At 64.2% G+C, this 16938-nt stretch carries 11 protein-coding genes; 8 read left to right on the forward strand and 3 right to left on the reverse strand.

Annotation, left to right across the window (positions count from 1 at the left end; all coding sequences use genetic code 11):
• Positions 1-31: 31 nt before the first annotated feature.
• Complete coding sequence (locus LOY53_RS11845; RefSeq protein ID WP_252823911.1) at positions 32-1345, reverse strand: alginate export family protein; 1314 nt, start codon at positions 1343-1345, stop codon at positions 32-34.
• Between the two features lie 135 nt (positions 1346-1480).
• Positions 1481-2974 carry an aldehyde dehydrogenase gene (locus tag LOY53_RS11850; RefSeq protein ID WP_099454318.1) on the reverse strand — a complete coding sequence of 498 codons (1494 nt, stop codon included), beginning with the start codon at positions 2972-2974 and terminating at the stop codon, positions 1481-1483.
• A 495-nt stretch (positions 2975-3469) separates the two neighbouring features.
• On the opposite strand from LOY53_RS11850, the gene peaA reads away from it, so the two are divergent.
• The 5 genes from peaA to LOY53_RS11875 all read left to right on the forward strand — a co-directional run bounded on the left by peaA (position 3470) and on the right by LOY53_RS11875 (position 9797).
• Positions 3470-5035, forward strand: a complete 1566-nt coding sequence (gene peaA / locus LOY53_RS11855) for a quinohemoprotein amine dehydrogenase subunit alpha (protein WP_258704053.1) — start codon at positions 3470-3472, stop codon at positions 5033-5035.
• Between the two features lie 47 nt (positions 5036-5082).
• Positions 5083-6513, forward strand: coding sequence for a quinohemoprotein amine dehydrogenase maturation protein (peaB, locus tag LOY53_RS11860; RefSeq protein WP_252823915.1), 1431 nt, complete (start codon positions 5083-5085; stop codon positions 6511-6513).
• A 1-nt stretch (position 6514) separates the two neighbouring features.
• Entirely contained in the window at positions 6515-6838 is a 324-nt protein-coding gene (gene qhpC, locus LOY53_RS11865) for a quinohemoprotein amine dehydrogenase subunit gamma (RefSeq protein WP_008091708.1), read from the forward strand.
• 32 nt (positions 6839-6870) lie between these two features.
• Positions 6871-7992, forward strand: coding sequence for a quinohemoprotein amine dehydrogenase subunit beta (peaD, locus tag LOY53_RS11870; RefSeq protein ID WP_252823917.1), 1122 nt, complete (start codon positions 6871-6873; stop codon positions 7990-7992).
• Between the two features lie 131 nt (positions 7993-8123).
• Positions 8124-9797 carry a fatty acid CoA ligase family protein gene (locus tag LOY53_RS11875; RefSeq protein WP_258704054.1) on the forward strand — a complete coding sequence of 558 codons (1674 nt, stop codon included), beginning with the start codon at positions 8124-8126 and terminating at the stop codon, positions 9795-9797.
• Between the two features lie 36 nt (positions 9798-9833).
• On the opposite strand, the gene uvrA is transcribed toward LOY53_RS11875, so the two are convergent.
• Positions 9834-12350, reverse strand: coding sequence for an excinuclease ABC subunit UvrA (gene uvrA, locus LOY53_RS11880; protein ID WP_258704055.1), 2517 nt, complete (start codon positions 12348-12350; stop codon positions 9834-9836).
• Between the two features lie 509 nt (positions 12351-12859).
• On the opposite strand from uvrA, the gene LOY53_RS11885 reads away from it, so the two are divergent.
• The 3 genes from LOY53_RS11885 to LOY53_RS11895 all read left to right on the forward strand — a co-directional run bounded on the left by LOY53_RS11885 (position 12860) and on the right by LOY53_RS11895 (position 16880).
• Positions 12860-14035 (forward strand): M20 aminoacylase family protein, encoded by a 1176-nt coding sequence (locus LOY53_RS11885; protein ID WP_252823922.1) that lies wholly within the window; start codon positions 12860-12862, stop codon positions 14033-14035.
• Between the two features lie 80 nt (positions 14036-14115).
• Positions 14116-15426, forward strand: a complete 1311-nt coding sequence (locus LOY53_RS11890) for a citrate-proton symporter (protein WP_252823924.1) — start codon at positions 14116-14118, stop codon at positions 15424-15426.
• Positions 15423-16880 (forward strand): amidase, encoded by a 1458-nt coding sequence (locus LOY53_RS11895; RefSeq protein WP_252823926.1) that lies wholly within the window; start codon positions 15423-15425, stop codon positions 16878-16880. The genes LOY53_RS11890 and LOY53_RS11895 overlap by 4 nt, the downstream gene beginning before the upstream one ends.
• Positions 16881-16938 lie beyond the last annotated feature (58 nt).

Here is a 16938-nt window from a genome sequence, read left to right on the forward strand (position 1 = left end):
AGGGGCTGCAAAGCAGCCCCAAGATCCCCAGTCAGAAGAACGTTCCTACCACCAACTGCATATAGGTCCCGGTATCGCGGCTACCCATCTGCGTACCGCCATTCGCCGCACTGCGCTCCGGCTTGTAGAACCCCACCAGCGGGCTGATCAGCAGGTGGTCGTTGACCATCCATTCCACATACAGGTCCAGCTCGCGCCCACCCAGGTTGCCCTGGTCGGTGTCGAGCGTATCAAAATCAAAATACAGCGCCCCTAGCGTCAGGTTGTCACGCGGCTTGCCTTTGAGCGCGACGTGGTGCACCTGGCTGTTCTTGTTGAAGGGCCCGGCATAGTTGGCGGCCACCTCGCCCTGAAACCAGGTGCCGTAGCCGCGGCTCAGGCCATAGAACAGCGGGTCGAACGCTTCCGAAAAACGGCTGTAGCGGTAGGTGGCGGTGGGCGTCCAGGGCAGTTCGGAAAACGTCCAGTTGCCCTCCAGGTACCAAGCGTTCTCGCGCCCGCCCGTGCGGTCTTGGGTGACGTATTCGCCTGCCAGCTCCAGGTCCTTGACCCCCAGGTTACCGCGCCCGCGCAGGCTGACTGTGTCCATGCCGTCGCGGTGCTCCAGGCCCATGATCTGCGCGTAGCGCTGGTCGACGTCGAGGCTGCGGATCCAACTGAGGCCGACTGTGCCGGCGTCAGCGACATGCTCGAGGTTGGTCACTGCCATCGACGTGTCGGCCTGGTAATGGTTGTCGGATTTGAGCCACATCAGGTCGCCACGCCAGCCTTGCTTGCCGCCCAGGCGCAGCACGGCGGTGCGGTCGAAGGCTTTACGTGCAGCCAGGTAATAGGCGCCGCCGCGGTCGAAGTTGGCGCCCAGGTCGACCTTGCCCAGGTTGACCGGATCGCCCTGGATCAGGAAACCATCGCCCAGGGTCACCACCTGACGGCCACCGGAGAGGTCGATGCCATCTTCGCCCAGGGCCGGGAACAGGTTGGCTGAACGCCAGCCCAGGTACAGGTCTTCGAGGGCGGTGCGGCGTTCGTCGCCGAGGGTCAGACCTGCAGCGTCGCCATCACCCCAGGTGGCGGAGCTGAGCAGGTTGACGGCGCCGTACAGTGCGCCGCTGTCGGCCAGGGCCTGGCTGCCGCTTAGGCCGTATTTGACGTAGCCCTCGCGCCAGTTGCTGCTGCCAGGTTGGCGGTTGCCGGCCTGGTTGTAGCTTTCGTCGCTGTGGAAGACGCCGAACAGGGCTTCGAGGTCGGCGTTGAGGGTGGTGCCGTTTTGGTTGTAGAGCTCGTGGGCTTGGGTGAGGGTTGGGGTGAACAAAAGTGCTAACGTGCAGGCGAGCGTGTGCTTCATGGTGTGCTCCATGTTTTTGTTGTTGTGTTTGGGTTGCCTGTGCCGGCCTTTTCGCAGCACAAGGCTGCTCCTACAGGGACCGCGTGCTTTTGTAGGCGCAGCCTTGTGCTGCGAAGAGGCCGGTAAAGGAAAAGATCAGAGCTTGATCAACACTGACTTCAGCTCGGTGTAATGCTCGATGGCCGCCGCGCCCATCTCGCGGCCGACGCCGGACATCTTGTAACCACCAAACGGCAGCGCCGGGTCGAGTGCGCTGTGGCAGTTGACCCACACCGAGCCCGACTTGATCCGCGGGATCATCCGGTGCACCGCCCCCAGGTCGTTCGACCAGATACTCGCCCCCAGCCCGTAGGGGTTGTCGTTGGCCATGCCGATCACTTCGTCGAGGTCATCGAAGGGCATCGCCACCAGCACCGGCCCGAAGATTTCTTCCTGCACCAGGCGATGACGCTGGTCCACATCGACGATGACCGTTGGCTTGACGAAGTAACCCGGCCCGAAGCCTTCGCCGCCGCAGGCAATGGTCGCGCCCAGCTCACGGCCGAGTTCGATGTAGCCGGTGACCCGGTCCTGCTGCTTGGCCGAGATCAACGGGCCCATCTGTACCGAAGGGTCCAGCCCGCTACCCAGCTTCATGCCATTGGCGATACCGGCGATGTCGGCGATCACGTTGTCGAAGTGCTTGCGGTGCACATACAGCCGGGAGCCTGCGCAGCACACTTGGCCCTGGTTGAAGAAGATAGCTGTGGCAGCGCCGGCAGCGGCTTCCTGCAGGTTGGCGTCGGGCATGACGATGGTCGGCGACTTGCCGCCCAGTTCCAGGGTGACGCGGGTCATGTTGTCCATGGCCGCTTTGCCGATCAGCTTGCCGACCTCGGTGGAGCCGGTGAAGGTCAGTTTATCGACGCCGGGGTGGCGGCTCAGGGCAGCGCCGGCATTCAGGCCGGTGCCGGTGATCACGTTGAACACGCCTGCCGGGTAGCCGGCTTCCTCGATCAGCTCGGCCAGTTTCAGTGCGGTCAGAGGGGTTTCGTCGGCTGGTTTGAGCACCACGGTGCAGCCCGTGGCCAAGGCTGGGCCCAGCTTCCAGCAGGCCAGCAGCAGCGGGAAGTTCCAGGCGACGATGGCACCCACCACGCCCACCGCCTCGCGGCGGACAAAGCCGTGGAACTGGTCGTTGGGCATCAAAGGCATCGAGGCTTCGACGGTGCTACCCTCGATCTTGGTGGCCCAGCCGGCCATGTAGCGCAGGAAGTCGATGGCCAATTGCACGTCCATGACCTTGGCCACTGCGGCGCTCTTGCCGTTGTTCAGGCACTCAAGCTCCGCCAGTTGTTGCGCGTCACGCTCCATCAGGTCGGCCAGGCGCCACAGCATGTTCTGCCGCTCACGCGGGCGCAGGCGGCTCCAGGGCGAGTCATCGAAGGCCTGGCGCGCAGCCCGCACGGCGCGGTCGACATCGTCGGCGTCGGCGGCGGGTACTTCACCCAGCACCTCGCCGGTGGCCGGGTTGCGGAACGACAGGGTGCGACCGCTGGCGGCGTCCTGCCAGTCGGCGCCGATGCGCATTTTCAGTTTGCGTTCGAGGAAGGCGCGGGTGGCGGGCAGGATGGGCAGTTCGGAAAGCATGGGGCAGTGCCTCTTGTCATTGGGTGTGCCGGGCACAGGCGCAATGGGCGTGCCAACCTGAGCAGATGGGGTTCAAGCCCCGTAGCTATTGGGTTTTGCCTGAGTGCAAGGTTGTGATTGCGGGCGTGCGCTGTTGCACATTGAGACGGTGTGAGACGGTTGTGGAACAGTGGCTATACAGGCCTCTTCGCGGGGCAAGCCCGCTCCCACTGGGATAGAGCCGAATTCAGGCGCTGGCAGTTTCGGTGGGAGCGGGCTTGCCCCGCGAATGGCCCGTAGAGCAGGCCCTGTCTCAACATGAAACACCCTGTCGCGAAATGGCACGCTCTGGCTGCACCCCGGCAAGCCTTCACAGCCACGTGAAACCTACTAAGAGGCTGAAATACAACAACTTTCCAGCATGTGGCACAGTTTCTGTATCACGACTGTCACATGCACACCTGCTGTACCAAAGCGTGCGAGAACGATAAGAACAACAACCGTGGAGGTCTGACCTTGAAGACGACTCGACTCCGCCGGCATGCGGGCAAACTGGCGCTGGTCGCCGCCGCGCTGCTGAGCACCCAGGCCATGGCGGCCGAGCAGGGCCCTAACCTGTTGCAAAGCAAGTGCATGGGGTGCCATATCCCCGAAGGCAACGACACCTACAGCCGTATCAGCCATCAGCGCAAAACGCCGGAAGGCTGGCTGATGAGCATCGCCCGCATGCAGGTCATGCACGGCCTGCAGATCAGCGACGATGACCGGCGCACCCTGGTCAAGTACCTGGCCGACAAGCAAGGGCTGGCGCCCAGCGAGACCGATGGCGTGCGCTACGCCATGGAGCGGCGGCTGAACACCGTCGAACACTTCGACCAACAGCTCAGCGAAACCTGCGGCCGTTGCCACTCCGGTGCCCGCGTTGCCCTGCAGCGTCGCCCGGCCCAGGAATGGGAACACCTGGTCAACTTCCACCTCGGCCAATGGCCGTCTCTCGAATACCAGGCCCAGGCGCGTGACCGCGACTGGCTTGAAATCGCCCTCAAGCAAATGGTGCCGGACCTGGCCAAGCGCTTCCCGCTCGACAGCCCGGCCTGGGCCGAATGGCAGCAGGCCCGGCCAAAGGCCGATGCCTTGCCAGGGCAGTGGGCGTTCAGCGGTCACATGCTGGCCAAAGGCGATGTCCGTGGGGTGATGACGGTCAGTGCAGGGGAGGGTGACACCTTCAAGGTCGAGGTCAAAGGCAGCTACGCCGATGGCACGCCGTTCAATGGCAGCGGCTCGGCGATCCTCTACAACGGCTATGAATGGCGCGGCAACGTGAAGGTGGGCGACAGCAACCTGCGCCAGGTATTCGCGGCGCTGGATGGCGAAATGAAAGGCCGCATGTTCGAGGCCGATCACGACGAGCGCGGCCTGGATTTCAATGCAGTGAAAGATGGCAAGGCACGCCTGCTGGCGGTGCAGCCAGCATTCATCAAGGTGGGCAGCGAAAGCGAGATCACCCTGGTCGGCAACGGCCTGACGGGCAAGCCGGAACTGGGTGCAGGCGTTGAAGTGACAGAAGTGCTGGAGGCCACCCCGACCCTGGTGCGGGTCAAGGCGCGCGCGGCAGCAGACGCCAAGCCAGGCCAGCGAGACGTTGCAGTGGGCGCACTCAAGGGCGTCAACCTGGCGGTTTACGACAAGGTCGACGAGGTCAAGGTGGTGCCAGCGTTCTCCATTGCCCGCATCGGCGAAAACGGCGCGTCCGTGCCGAAGGTGCAGGGGCGCTTCGAAGCCGAAGCCTGGGGCAAGGATGCCAGCGGCCAGCCGCTGCGCATCGGTTACCTGCCCGCCCAATGGAAGGTCGAGCCGTTCAACGAGCGTGCCGTCGAGGACGAGGACGTCAAGTTCGCCGGGCAGATGCAGGCCGACGGCGTCTTCGTACCCGGCGGTGCGGGGCCTAACCCGGCACGCAAGATGATGACCAACAACGCCGGCAACCTGAAAGTCATCGCCACCCTGGCTGACGGCGGCCAGACCGGCGAGGGCCACATGATCGTCACCGTCCAACGCTGGAACAACCCGCCCTTGCCATAAGGCAGGTGTGAACGCGTTTTCCAACGGATCGATTATCGGAGGTCGCCATGGGCGCACTATTGAACCTGGTCGAACGCAACCTGCATGAAGTGCAGGTGGATGCCGACCGCATGCTGTTCCACATCCCTAGCAGTTCGCTGTTCGCCACCGACGCGGTGACCGGCGGCATCATCGACACCCTGCGCCAGCAAGGCTGCTCTGCCGAGGAGCTGATGCAGCGCCTCGGTCAGCAGTTTGCCGGCACCGACATCCAGGACACCCTGCGCGAGCTGATCGCCCTGGAAGTGGTCAGCGACGGCTCGCCATTGACGCCGGAAATCGCCCTCAAGCAGGTCGAGCGCACGGCCTTGAACACGGTGGTGCTCAACGTCAACACCGGCTGCAACCTCAGCTGCACCTATTGCTACAAGGAAGACCTGGACAAACCCTCTGCCGGCAAAAAGATGAGCACCGCCACTGCCGAGGCCTCGGTGGAGATGCTGCTCAAGGAGTCCCCCGACGAGCACCGCTACAGCGTGGTGTTCTTCGGCGGCGAGCCGTTGTCCAACCGGCCTTTGATCGAGCACATGGTCGCTTACTGCGAGCGGCGTTTCGCCGAGGCCGGCAAGCAGGTGGAGTTCATCATGACCACCAACGCCACCTTGCTTACCGAAGAGATCATCGACTGGCTCAACGCCCACCGTTTCGGGTTGTCGATCAGCATCGACGGGCCGAAGACCGTGCACGACCGCAACCGCATCACCGTGGGCGGGCAGGGCACCTATGACGTGGTGCGGCGCAAGGCCGAGATGCTGCTGTCACGCTACACCAGCCGCCCGGTAGGGGCGCGGGTCACCCTGACCCGTGGCATCACCGATGTCGAGACCATCTGGAATCACCTGTTCAACGAGATGGGCTTTGCCGAAGTCGGCTTCGCCCCGGTGACCTCGGGCGACCTGTCGGCATTCAACCTCACCAGCGACGAACTGGTGCAGGTGTTCGCCAACATGAAGGCCCTGGGGCGTCGCTACCTGGAAGCCGCGCTGGAGCACCGCAACATCGGCTTTTCCAACTTGCACCAACTGATCACCGACATCCACGAGGGCCACAAGAAGGCCCTGCCGTGTGGCGCTGGGCTAAAAATGCTGGCCGTGGACCATGAAGGTGAATTGAACCTGTGCCACCGCTTCACCGGCTCCAGCCTGCCGACGTTCGGTAACGTGCACCAAGGGGTGAAACAGGCCCAGCTCAATGATTTCCTGTCGCAACGCCTGGACCGCAGCAACACCGGCTGCGAGAGCTGCCGTATTCGCAACCTGTGCTCCGGTGGCTGCTACCACGAGAGCTATGCCCGCTACGGCGACCCACAGCACCCGACCTACCACTACTGCGAGCTGATGCGCGACTGGGTCGACTTCGGCATTGAGGTCTACAGCCGCATCATGGCCGCCAACCCGGCCTTCATCGACCGCTACATCACCCCGCGGAAGGCGCACTGACATGAAGCACTTGAAGCCCCTGAACAACAAGGCGCGCATCCTCGAACAGGCCGCTGCCGAAGACCGTGTCGAAGAAGTCATGGCGATGAGCGCGGTGGCAGGCTGTACCGCCACCACTGACCCGGGTTGGGAAGTGGACGCCTTTGGTGGCGTGAGCTCGCTGTGCCAGCCCATGGAAGCCGACCTTTACGGGTGTTCCGACCCTTGCTGGTGGCCAGCGCAGGTGCCGGACATGATGAGCACCTACCAGGACTGGAACGCCCAGGCGACCAACTCCCAGGACGACTGGCGCAACCTCGGCACCGTGTTCCCGAAAGACAAGTGACCGGCCCAACAAGAATGACAAGGGGAAACCGCATGAAACCTGGACTCTGCGCGCAACTCGCGCTCACCGTCGCCGCCACGGCCAGCGCCTGGGTGGTACAGGCTGACGACAGCGGCCCGGCCTTGAAGGCTGGCCATGAATACCTGATCGTGACCAACTACCCGAACAACCTGCATGTGGTCGATGTGGCCAGCGATGCGCTGTACAAGAGCTGCCGCATGCCCGATGCGTTCGGCCCCGGCACGGCGATGATGGCGCCGGACAATCGCACCGCCTACATCCTCAACAACCACTACGCCGACATCTACGGCATCGACCTGGACACCTGCAAGACCACCTTCCACGCCAACTTGTCCAGCGTGCCAGGGGAGGTCGGCAAGTCGATGTATTCGTTTGCCATCAGCCCTGACGGCAAAGAGGTGTATGCCACCGTCAACCCGACCCAGCGCCTGAATGATCACTATGTGGTTAAGCCGCCACGCCTGGAGGTGTTCCGCACGGCCGATGGCCTTGATGCGAAACCTGCGCGTACCTTCCCGATGCCGCGCCAGGTATACCTCATGCGCGCCGCTGATGATGGCAGCCTGTTTGTGGCGGGCCCGGACATCTACAAGATGGACGTGCAAACCGGCAAGTACGAGGTAGCGTTGCCGCTGCGTTCCTGGAACCGGCCCGGCTACAGCGCCCCGGATGTGCTGTATTTCTGGCCGCATCAGAGCCCTCGGCACGAGTTCTCGATGCTCTACACCATTGCCAAGTTCAAAGACGAAAAGCAGGACCCGAATACCGCCGAACTGCTCTACGGTTACCTGAGTGTCGACCTCAAAACCGGCAAGACCCACACCCAGGAATTCGCCGACCTGACCGAGCTGTACTTCACCGGGTTGCGCTCGCCGAAGGACCCGAACCAGATCTACGGCGTGCTCAACCGCCTGGCGCGCTATGACATCAAGGAACGCAAGTTGATCAAGGCGGCTAACCTTGAACACACCTACTACTGCGTGACCTTCGACAAGAAGGGCGACAAGCTGTACCTGGGCGGCACCTTCAATGACCTGGCGGTGTTCGACCCTGAAACGCTGCAGAAGGTGAAGAACATCAAGCTGCCGGGTGGGGACATGTCGACCACGACGCCGCAGGTGTTCGTCCGCTAGATACAAGGTGGACTTACCGGCCGCTTCGCAGCACAAGGCTGCTCCTACAGTCCACCGCGCTCCACTGTAGGAGCAGCCTTGTGCTGCGAAAAGGCCGGTTCAAACAACACAAGAACAACAAGAGAACGCCCATGCCCCAGCCAAGCCACTCCCAGGGCAACCAGGACAAACCCCTGCTCACCCACTGCATCGGCGACGCCTTCGACACCACCGTGGCCCGCTTCCCCGACCGCGAAGCCCTGGTGGTCCGCCACCAGGCCTTGCGCTACACCTGGCGGCAACTGGCCGAAGCGGTCGACCAGCACGCGCGCGCCCTCATGGCATTGGGCGTGCAAGCCGGCGACCGCCTGGGCATCTGGGCCCCCAACTGTGCCGAGTGGTGCATCACCCAGTTCGCCAGCGCCAAAGTTGGTGCGATCTTGGTCAACATCAACCCAGCCTACCGCGCAAGCGAACTGGACTACGCCCTGGGCCAGGCGGGTTGCCGCTGGGTGATCTGCGCCGACGCCTTCAAGACTTCCGACTACCACGCCATGCTGCTGGGCCTGATCCCCGGCCTTGCTGATGGTCACCCAGGCGCGCTGGCCAGTGAGCGGTTCCCCGAATTGCGCGGGGTCGTGAGCCTGGCCGCTTCACCGCCGCCGGGTTTTCTCGCCTGGCATGCCCTGCAGGCCCGCGCCGACGCCATCAGCGCCGAAGCGTTGGCCACCCGCCAGGCGCAACTGCACAGCGACGACCCGATCAACATCCAGTACACCTCCGGCACCACCGGCTTCCCTAAGGGCGCCACGCTGAGCCACAGCAACATCCTCAACAACGGCTACATGGTGGGCGAAAGCCTCGGCCTGACCGAGCACGATCGGCTGGTGGTGCCGGTGCCGCTGTACCACTGTTTCGGCATGGTCATGGCCAACCTGGGCTGCATGACCCATGGCAGCACCTTGATCTACCCCAACGACGCCTTCGACCCACTCGCCACGTTGCGCGCAGTGGCCGAGGAAAAGGCCACCGCGCTGTACGGCGTGCCCACCATGTTCATCGCCGAACTGGACCATCCGCAACGCAGCGACTTCGACCTGTCGAGCTTGCGCACCGGCATCATGGCCGGCGCGACCTGCCCGATTGAGGTGATGCGGCGGGTCATCGACGAGATGCACATGGCCGAGGTACAGATCGCGTATGGCATGACTGAAACCAGCCCGGTGTCCTTGCAAACCGGTGCCAATGACGACCTGGAGCGCCGCGTGACCAGCGTCGGCCGCACCCAGCCACGGTTGGAGAACAAAGTCATCGATGCCGATGGCCGCACAGTGCCGCGTGGTGAAATCGGCGAACTGTGCACCCGCGGCTACAGCGTAATGCTGGGGTACTGGAACAACCCCAAGGCCACGGCCGAAAGCATCGATGCCGAGGGCTGGATGCACACCGGTGACCTGGCGGTAATGGACGAGCAGGGTTATGTGCGCATCGTCGGGCGCAGCAAGGACATGATCATTCGGGGCGGCGAGAACATCTACCCACGTGAGCTGGAAGAGTTCTTCTTCACCCATCCAGCGGTGGCCGATGTGCAGGTGATTGGCGTGCCCTGCAGCAAATATGGCGAGGAGATCGTCGCCTGGGTGCGCTTGCACCCGGGGCATGCAGCCACTGAAGACGAGCTGCGTGACTGGGCGCGGGCGCAGATTGCGCATTTCAAGGTGCCGCGCTATTTCCGCTTCGTCGAGGAGTTCCCGATGACGGTGACCGGCAAGGTGCAGAAGTTTCGCATGCGCGAGATCAGCATTGAGGAACTGTCGGCGGGGTAATGGCATGGGCACCGGCGAGGCCGGTGCCCAGCTCCGCTACAACGCCTTGGCCAGGAAGCTGGCGGTACGGCTTTCAACGCATCCGGCGACGGCCTGCGGTGTGCCACTGGCCACGACCTTGCCCCCCGCATCCCCAGCCCCTGGCCCGATATCAATCACCCAATCACTTTGCGCTACCACGCGCATGTCATGCTCGACCACCACCACGCTGTGCCCGGCATCGACCAGGCGGTTGAGTTGCACCAGCAGCCGGTCGATATCCTGGGGGTGCAGCCCGTTGGTGGGTTCGTCGAGCACATACAGCGTCGCCCCACGCGCCGTGCGCTGCAATTCGGTGGCCAGCTTGATGCGCTGTGCTTCACCGCCAGACAGCTCCGTAGCCGGTTGGCCCAGGCGCAGGTAACCCAGGCCGATATCCTGCAGCACTTGCAAGCTGCGCCGTACCGACTGCTGTTCGGCGAACACCGCCAGGGCTTGTTCAACTGTCAGTTGCAGCACCTGGGCGATGTTCATCCCTTGCCAGGTCACCGCCAGTGTCTCGGGGTTGTAGCGGGCACCGTGGCAGGTCGGGCAGGGCGCGTAGACACTGGGCATGAACAACAGCTCGACGCTGACAAACCCTTCGCCCTCGCAGGTTGCACAGCGGCCCTTGGCGACGTTGAAGGAGAAACGCCCGGCATCGAAGCCTTGCGCCTTGGCGTGCTCGGTGGCAGCAAACAGTTTGCGCACGGCGTCGAACAGGCCGGTGTAGGTGGCCAGGTTGGAGCGGGGGGTACGGCCGATGGGTTTCTGATCGACCTGCACCAGGCGCTTGATGCTGCCCAACCCGGCCTTTACCCGGCCGCTGCTGGTTTGTTCGGGGTCGTCCTCCAGGCTCTGTTCTTCGCGCTCGGCAGGCTGTTCGGCATGGCCCAGGTGCGCGCCGACCAGCTCCAGCAGCGCCTGGCTGACCAGGCTGGATTTGCCCGAACCGGAGATCCCGGTCACTGAGGTGAAGCACCCCAATGGGAACTGAGCGCTGAGGTTGTCGAGGTTGTTACGGGTGATGCCTTCCAGTACTAGCCAGTCCTGCGCCTGGCGCGGTGTGCGAACGGCCTGGGCGTGCTCGCCGAACAGGTAGGCGCGGGTGCACGATTGCTCGACCCGGGCGAGCCCCTCGGGCGGGCCGCTGTAAAGGATGGTGCCGCCGTGTTCGCCGGCGGCAGGGCCAACATCCACCAGCCAGTCGGCGCGGCGCATGGTGTCGAGGTCGTGCTCCACCACATAAACCGAGTTGCCGGCCTGTTTCAGGCGCTGCAAGGCCTCGAACAAGGCCTCGCTGTCGGCAGGATGCAAGCCGGCCGAAGGCTCGTCGAGCACATAGATCACGCCGAACAGTTGCGAGTTGAGCTGGGTGGCCAGGCGCAGCCGCTGCAGCTCGCCTGAGGACAGGCTCGGGGTGCTGCGCTCCAGGGCCAGGTAGCCCAGCCCGAGGTCGAGCAGGGTGTCGATGCGCGCCAGCAACTCGTGGGCGATACGCTGGGCGGCCAGGCGTTTTTCCAGGGTCAGGTCGTCCTGGTGCTGTTCCAGGTAAGCCGGCGCCGCCACCGTGCGGAATACTCCGGCCAATGCCTGTAACGAGAGGTGCGACAGCTCGGCGATGTCCAGCCCTGCGAAGGTCACGCTCAGCGCTTCGCGCTTGAGGCGTTTGCCCGCGCACAGCGGGCAGGGGCTTGGGCGCATGAACTGCGACACGCGCTTGCGCATCTGCGCGCTTTGCGAGTGCATGAAGGTGTGCAGTACGTAGCGCCGGGCGCCGCTGAACGTGCCCTGGTAGCTGGGTTCCTGCTTGCGCTTGAGGGCGGCGCGGGTTTGCGCCGGGGTCAGGCCGGCGTACACCGGGGCGGTGGGGGTTTCTTCGGTGAACAAGATCCAGTCGCGCTGCGCTTGTGGCAAGTCGCGCCAAGGAATATCGACGTCATAGCCCAGGGTTACCAGGATGTCGCGCAGGTTCTGGCCCTGCCAAGCCATGGGCCAGGCCGCCACCGCGCGCTCACGGATGGTCAGTGAAGGGTCCGGGACCAGGGTTGCCTCCGTCACTTCATAGACGCGGCCCAAACCGTGGCATTCGGGGCAGGCGCCCTGGGGGGTGTTGGGCGAGAAGTCTTCGGCATACAGCATCGCGTGCCCGGCCGGGTAATGGCCGGCGCGCGAGTAAAGCATGCGGATCGAGCTGGACAGCGTCGTCACGCTGCCCACTGAGGACCGCGCGCTGGGCGTGCCGCGTTGCTGTTGCAGAGCCACCGCTGGCGGCAGGCCTTCGATGGCGTCCACGTCGGGCACGCCAACCTGGTCGATCAGGCGCCGGGCATAGGGCGCGACGGATTCGAAGTAGCGGCGCTGGGCTTCGGCATACAGGGTGGAGAAGGCCAGCGAAGACTTGCCAGAGCCCGATACGCCGGTGAACACCACCAGCGCGTCGCGGGGGATATCGACATCGATGTTCTTGAGGTTGTGCTCGCGGGCGCCACGGACACGGACGAAACCGGCAGGGCTTGGGTGACGTTGTGGCATTGGGCACTCCTTGGCTGGGGAGGGGGCACGGTAGCAGTGTTTTCGGATTTGTAGGTGCTTGCCTTGAGGTTTTCAGCGCCTGACAGATCGAGCGCCGCCCGCGCGGCGCTTCGCAGCACAAGGCTGCTCCTACATCTGTTTCGGGCCAGTCACGCCTGTGAAAGCGCCGCGCGACCGCCTTGTTTGTTGGACTCGATATCAAGGTGCGCACCAAGGGGCCGCGCGCCTATACCACAGGAATAATTGGCCCGAAACAGATGTAGGAGCAGCCTTGTGCTGCGAAGCGCCGCGCGGGCGGCGCTCGATCGCCTAGGCGCTGAAGATCTCAACCCGTACCCCTGGCGGCCCGCATGCAATCCCCCATGCCCAGTTCCACCCTGTGGAACCACATTCGATTGTGCTCCCCCCATCACTCGCGTTTATCTGTCAGCCAGCACGACCTGCCTTCCCCGTCGTGATCTCAACGCGAACAACAAGAACGGGAACATACCCGCGCAAGGAGATTCCGCATGTCCCGACATCAACACATCCTGGCCTGGCTCAATGACGTGGCCAGCGACCTGCACGCCATCCGTCACGATATTCACGCACACCCGGAATTGGGTTTTGAAGAAAGCCGCACCTCGGCGCTGGTCGCCCGGCTCCTGAAAACGTGGGGCTACGAGGTTCACACCGGAATCGGCAAGACCGGCGTGGTGGGGGTGCTGCGCAACGGCAGCAGCCCACGCAACCTGGGGCTGCGCGCCGACATGGACGCGCTGCCGATCCATGAGGCCACCGGCGCGGCCTACAGCAGCCGGCACCAAGGCTGCATGCACGCCTGCGGCCATGATGGCCACACCACCATGCTGCTGGGCGCTGCACGTTACCTGGCGGCGACCCGGCAGTTCGACGGCACGCTGACGCTGATCTTCCAGCCAGCCGAAGAGGGCCAGGGCGGTGCCGAGGCGATGCTCGCCGACGGCTTGCTGGAGCGCTTCCCCTGTGATGCCCTGTTCGGCATGCACAACATGCCGGGGCTGCCGGCAGGTCACCTGGGCTTTCGTGAGGGGCCGATGATGGCCTCGCAGGATTTGCTCAGCGTAACCCTCGAAGGCGTCGGCGGGCATGGCTCGATGCCGCACTTGACCGTCGACCCGCTGGTGGCAGCGGCCAGTGTAGTGATGGCATTGCAGACGGTGGTGGCGCGCAATATCGATGCCCAGGAAGCCGCGGTGGTCACGGTGGGGGCACTGCAGGCGGGCGAGGCGGCCAACGTGATTCCGCAGCAGGCAGTGCTGCGCCTCAGCCTGCGGGCGTTGAATGCCGAAGTGCGGGCGCAGACCCTGGCGCGGGTACGCGCGATCATCGTTAGCCAAGCCGAGAGTTTTGGCTGCAGCGCCAGCATCGAACACCGGCCGGCGTATCCGGTACTGGTCAACCATGCCGCAGAGAACGCCTTTGCCCAACAAGTGGGCGTGGAGCTGCTCGGTGCCGAAGCGGTGGACGGCAACACCCGTAAATTGATGGGCAGCGAGGATTTCGCCTGGATGCTGCAACGGTGTCCAGGCGCCTACCTGTTCATCGGCAATGGGCTGTCGCGGCCGATGGTGCACAACCCGGCCTATGACTTCAACGATGACATCCTGCTGACCGGCGCCGCTTATTGGGGCGCGCTTGCCGAGCGCTGGCTCGAGCCCGTCTGACCTTTCTTTGACGACTGCCGCTGGAACCTGGGCGCGGCTGTGCCTGGGTCATCACCCAACAGATGAATGGAGTGTTCCCTATGCAGACTTCAAGCACCGGCGTGTCGCGTACCCGGCAGGTGGTTGCTGCCGTCATCGGCAATGCGCTGGAGTGGTATGACTTTATCGTGTATGGCTTTCTGGCGAGCATCATCGCCCGGCAGTTCTTCCCCTCCGACGACGAATACGCCTCGCTGCTGATGGCCCTGGCCACCTTCGGCGTGGGTTTTTTCATGCGCCCGGTGGGCGGCGTGCTGCTGGGCATGTACGCCGACCGCAAAGGCCGCAAGGCGGCCATGCAGATGATCATCCGCCTGATGACGGTGTCCATCGCCATGATCGCCTTTGCGCCCAACTACCTCGCCATCGGCATGGGCGCACCGTTGCTGATCGTGGTGGCGCGCATGCTCCAGGGCTTCGCCACAGGGGGCGAATACGCCAGCGCAACGGCGTTTCTGGTAGAAAGCGCACCCGCCCATCGCAAAGGCCTGTATGGCTCCTGGCAACTGGTGGGGCAGTGCCTGGCGGTGTTCTCGGGGGCGGCGATGGTGGCCCTGGTGACGCACCTGTGCACGCCAGAGGCGCTGGACAGCTGGGGCTGGCGAATCCCGTTCGTGCTTGGCCTGCTGATTGGCCCGGTGGGGCTGTGGATTCGCAAGCACATGGAAGAACCCGAAGAGTTCCTCGAGGCGCGTAAACAGGCCAAGGGCCAGGCGCCGGGCCTGTGGCAGGTACTGCGTGAACACCGCCGCAGCCTGCTGGTGTCGATGGGCCTGGCGTGTGGCGCCACGGTATCGTTCTACGTGGTGCTGGTGAACATGCCGACTTTTGCCCACAAGAACCTCGTGTTGCCGCTGGACCAGGTGCTGTTGGTGCAGATGCTCGCGGTGGGGCTGATGACCGTGGTCATCCCGCTGGCGGGGGCCTTGTCTGACCGGCTGGGCCGGCGTCCGGTATTGATGGCCTTCACCCTGGCCTTCTTCGTGATGGTTTATCCGTTGTACGTGTGGGTGGCGGCGGCGCCGTCGATAGAGCGCCTGCTGGTGATGCAACTGCTGCTGTGCACTGCCATCGGCGGCTTCTTTGGCCCGGCGCCGACTGCCCTGGCCGAGCAGTTCCCGGTCGAGGTGCGTTCGACCGGCGTCTCGGTGGCCTACAACGTGGCGGTGATGGTGTTCGGCGGCTTTGCGCCGCTGATCGTCACCTGGCTGAGCAAGGCCCTTAACACGCCGGTGGCGCCGTCGTTCTATGTTCTGTTCGCTTGCCTGCTGACGCTGTTGGGCACCTACTGCCTGAAAGAAGCGCCGCGTGCGGGTAAAGCTGTCGCGTTCAACCTTGGAGTGAAACCGTGAAGCCGTTAGCCATCGACCCAATCGTAGCGCTGGATGCCGAGGTATTGTCCCGCGCGATTCATGCCCGCCAAGTATCGTGCCGTGAGGTGATGCTGGGGTACCTCACCCATATCGAGCGTTTCAACCCGCAGGTCAATGCGCTGGTGTCGCTGCGTTCGGCCGAGGCGCTGCTGGCTGAAGCCGATGAGCGCGACGGTGAACTGGCGCGGGGGCATTCAAGGGGCTGGATGCATGGCATGCCCCAGGCAATCAAAGACCTGGCTGCCACGGCTGGGCTGCGCACCACCCTGGGCTCGCCGCTGTTCGCCGAGCAGGTACCCGAGCACGATGCGGTCAGCGTGGCGCGGGTCAGGGCCAGTGGGGCGATCATCGTCGGCAAGAGCAATGTGCCGGAGTTTGGCCTGGGCTCGCAAAGCTACAACACCCTGTTCGGCACCACCCTCAATGCTTACGACCCAAGCCGGGTGGCCGGTGGCAGCAGTGGTGGGGCCGCTGCTGCTTTGGCCCTGCGTCTGCTGCCGGTGGCCGATGGCAGCGACATGATGGGCTCGCTGCGTAACCCGGCGGCGTTCAATAACGTGTTCGGCCTACGCCCGTCCCAGGGGCGGGTGCCGCATGGGCCGGCGCCGGAGGTGTTCCTGCAGCAACTGGCCACCGAAGGGCCGATGGGGCGCAGCGTGGTCGATGTCGCGCGGCTGTTGACGACCCAGGCAGGCTTCGATGCACGGGTGCCGTTGTCGCTGAGTGGCGGCAAGGTTGATTTCGCTGAAGGGTTGCAGCGCGACTTCAAGGGCGCGCGGCTGGGCTGGCTGGGCGATTATGACGGCTACCTGCCGATGGAAGACGGGGTGCTGAGCCTGTGCGAGTCGGCACTGGCGGATTTTGCTGAGCTGGGTTGCCACGTCGAGGCCTGCCAGCCGGCCTTTGACTTGGCGCGCCTCTGGCAATGCTGGCTGACCCACCGCCACTTCCTGGTGCACGGCACCCTCGGTGTGGCCTATGCCGACCCCAGCAAGCGCGCCCTGCTCAAGCCTGAGGCGCAGTGGGAAGTCGAGGGTGGCCTGCACTTGAGTGCGGCGCAGGTGTACCAGGCTTCTATAGACCGCAGTGCGTGGTACCAGGCACTCGGCAGGTTGTTCGAACGTTACGATTTCCTGCTGTTGCCCTCGGCCCAAGTGTTCCCTTTCGATGCACAGCAGGCGTGGCCGAAGGCGGTCGCAGGGCGAACGATGGACACCTATCACCGCTGGATGGAGGTGGTAATCGGGCCGACCCTGGCCGGGCTGCCGAGCATCAGTGTACCGGTGGGCTTCAGTACCACGGGGTTGCCGATGGGCCTGCAAATCATTGGCCCAGCCCAGGCGGACCATGCGGTGTTGCAACTGGCCCATGCCCATGAGCAACTGACTCGCTGGGTCGAACGGCGGCCGCCGCCGTGCCTGCAACTTCCGTAAAGGCCCTGGGCAGGCGCGGTTCTTGCTGTGCATGATGACCAACCCGCCAAGTGACAGG

The organism is Pseudomonas sp. B21-031 (assembly GCF_024748985.1).
Taxonomy (GTDB): domain Bacteria; phylum Pseudomonadota; class Gammaproteobacteria; order Pseudomonadales; family Pseudomonadaceae; genus Aquipseudomonas; species Aquipseudomonas kermanshahensis.

Coding starts and splice junctions, on each gene's coding strand:
- uvrA (WP_258704055.1), bottom strand. CDS start 12,350: ATGCCACAACGTCACCCAAGCCCTGCCGGTTTCGTCCGTGTCCGTGGC.
- LOY53_RS11890 (WP_252823924.1), top strand. CDS start 14,116: ATGCAGACTTCAAGCACCGGCGTGTCGCGTACCCGGCAGGTGGTTGCT.
- peaD (WP_252823917.1), top strand. CDS start 6,871: ATGAAACCTGGACTCTGCGCGCAACTCGCGCTCACCGTCGCCGCCACG.
- LOY53_RS11850 (WP_099454318.1), bottom strand. CDS start 2,974: ATGCTTTCCGAACTGCCCATCCTGCCCGCCACCCGCGCCTTCCTCGAA.
- LOY53_RS11885 (WP_252823922.1), top strand. CDS start 12,860: ATGTCCCGACATCAACACATCCTGGCCTGGCTCAATGACGTGGCCAGC.
- qhpC (WP_008091708.1), top strand. CDS start 6,515: ATGAAGCACTTGAAGCCCCTGAACAACAAGGCGCGCATCCTCGAACAG.
- LOY53_RS11875 (WP_258704054.1), top strand. CDS start 8,124: ATGCCCCAGCCAAGCCACTCCCAGGGCAACCAGGACAAACCCCTGCTC.
- peaB (WP_252823915.1), top strand. CDS start 5,083: ATGGGCGCACTATTGAACCTGGTCGAACGCAACCTGCATGAAGTGCAG.
- LOY53_RS11845 (WP_252823911.1), bottom strand. CDS start 1,345: ATGAAGCACACGCTCGCCTGCACGTTAGCACTTTTGTTCACCCCAACC.